Genomic DNA, 2228 nt, shown 5'->3' on the forward strand with positions numbered 1-2228 from the left:
CCCCGGCGCCCAGTCCGGCTTCCAGCCCGGCTTCCCCTACCCCGCCGCCCCGACGGTCACCAACGGCTTCTCGGTCGCCGCCCTGGTCACCGGCCTGCTCTGCCTGTGGCCGCTGGCGATCGCCTTCTCCATCGTCGCGCTGGCCCAGATACCCAAGCGGAACGAGAAGGGCCGCGGCATGGCCGTCACCGGCCTGGTCACCGGTGTCCTCGGGGTCATCGCCACCCTGATCGGGTTCATCGGCCTCGGCGTGATCAGCCTGGAGGAGGAGCGGTTCGGGGACGCCCGCCGGGGTCCGAAGGGGTCGCAGTCCATCGAGGACCTGGCGATCGGCGACTGCTTCAACCAGCCGCCGTTCAGCCCCGGGCGGGACGCCGACTCCGCGAACATCTACTGGGTGCACGTGGTGCCCTGCACCTCGCCGCACCACGGCGAGGTCGCCGGCTTCACCAGCATCGCGGGCCGGGGCGGCGACTACCCCGGCCAGCAGGAGGCCAGTGAGCAGGCCGGGCGGCTCTGCGCCCCGGTCCAGGACGACTACGCGTTCGACTCCTGGCTCGTCCCCGACGGCATGACCGGGTCCTACTACTACCCGAGCATCGCCGGCTGGGAGTCCGGCGACCACCGGGTGACCTGCACCTTCCAGGACGAGACGAGGATGCACACCGGCAGCGTCCGCACCGACCGCACCAAGCTCACCCACGCCCAGCGCACCTACCTGGACGCCGCGCAGGCCTACAACAACGCGCTCGGCGAGCAGCCGGAGGACGAGCCCGGCGAGGACCCGTCCGCGTACCGGACCTGGGCGAAGACGATGGCCGCCGCCTGCCGCAAGGAGGTCACCGACCTGTCCGCCAACGGCGTCGACTGGCCGGGCGGGGCCAGGGCCAAGCTGATCGAGCTGGGCACGGTCACGCTGGAGTCGGCGAACGCCTGGGACGCCGTCGCCAAGTCCTCGGACCCGCGGACGATCGGCCGGGAGGTCGCCAAGGCGGGGGAGCTGACGGCCAGGAGCAGCGCCCTGGCGGTGGAGATCCGGCGCGAACTCGGCCTGTCGACGGGCGAGCAGGCCTCCGCCAGCCAGGTCTGAGGCCCGCGGTTCCAGGGCTTGTCCGACAATTCGCGTCGCATCAGCGCGCGGCGGGAATCGTCAGACAAGCCCTAGCCTTGGCCGCATGGACACCTACCGGGTGATGCGGCAGGACGACAACGGCAACCGCTTCCTGGTCGTCGGGGGGATCGAGCGGGAGGCGGCCGAGCGGCTCGCCGCCGAGTTCGAGGCGCGCGGCCACAAGCAGTTGTACTGGGTGGAGGCCGAGCCCGCCGGAGCCTCCGGGGCCAGGGGTCCGCGCGACTGACCGGCACGTCCTAAGGTCGACGTCCATGGACAGGACCACCGACCGGCCGGCGCACGCCGGCGGCGCAGCGGAGAACCGGATCGTCGTCGGCGGCGCGCTGATCCACCGGGGGCGGGTGCTCGCCGCGCGGCGGAGCGCGCCCGCCGAGGTGGCGGGGCGCTGGGAGTTCCCGGGCGGCAAGGCCGAGCCGGGCGAGACCGAGACCGAGGCGCTGGAGCGCGAGCTGATGGAGGAGCTGGGCGTCCGGGCCCGGGCGCTCACCCGGCTGCCCGGCGCCTGGCTGGTGCGCCCGGGCCTGGAGCTGCGGCTCTGGGCGGCCGAACTGCTCGCCGGGGACCCGCGGCCGCTGCAGGACCACGACGAGCTGCGCTGGCTCGGTCCCGCCGAGCTGGCCGACGTCGAGTGGCTGGAGCACGACCGCGAGGTCCTTCCCGAGGTCGCCCGCCTGCTCACCGCGCCCTGAGCCGGCGCTGAACCCACCCTGAGCCCGCCCCCGCGCTGCGCCCGCCCCGAGCCGCCCCGCGCTGAGCCCGCCCCGCGCCCCGCCCGGGCCAGGCCGGTGCGGCGCCGGATGGTACCGGCCCGCGGGGGCGAACCGCCGGGCCGCGCCCGCGAACGACGCGTGGGAGCGACGGATCGGGCAAATCGGAAAAGCCGGTGCGACCGGCGGGATAGCCTTGGTCCTGCTGGGTATGTCACTTTTCGGCACTATTCGTCACCATCGGTGAGCCGCCCCAGCCGGCGACGCCGATCCGAGCAGAGCCGGAGGCCCCGTCGGTGTCGAATAGCGGGAACGGCGTCGGGGGAGCGAGACGGGCGGGCGCCGGGGGAGGCGCCGGTGCCCGCGCCAGGCTGCGTCGCGGCGCGGAC

3 protein-coding genes are annotated in these 2228 nt (G+C 74.4%); all 3 read left to right on the forward strand.

The window, feature by feature from the left end; all coding sequences use genetic code 11:
* Positions 1-1090 (forward strand): DUF4190 domain-containing protein (locus tag ABD308_RS39365; protein WP_344345936.1); only part of this gene is annotated, 1090 nt, incomplete at its 5' end.
* Positions 1091-1175: 85 nt separating this feature from the next.
* Positions 1176-1358 (forward strand): SPOR domain-containing protein, encoded by a 183-nt coding sequence (locus ABD308_RS39370; protein WP_344345938.1) that lies wholly within the window; start codon positions 1176-1178, stop codon positions 1356-1358.
* Between the two features lie 25 nt (positions 1359-1383).
* Positions 1384-1821 (forward strand): (deoxy)nucleoside triphosphate pyrophosphohydrolase, encoded by a 438-nt coding sequence (locus ABD308_RS39375; RefSeq protein ID WP_344345940.1) that lies wholly within the window; start codon positions 1384-1386, stop codon positions 1819-1821.
* Positions 1822-2228 lie beyond the last annotated feature (407 nt).

The organism is Kitasatospora putterlickiae, assembly GCF_039527695.1.
Lineage (GTDB): Bacteria > Actinomycetota > Actinomycetes > Streptomycetales > Streptomycetaceae > Kitasatospora > Kitasatospora putterlickiae.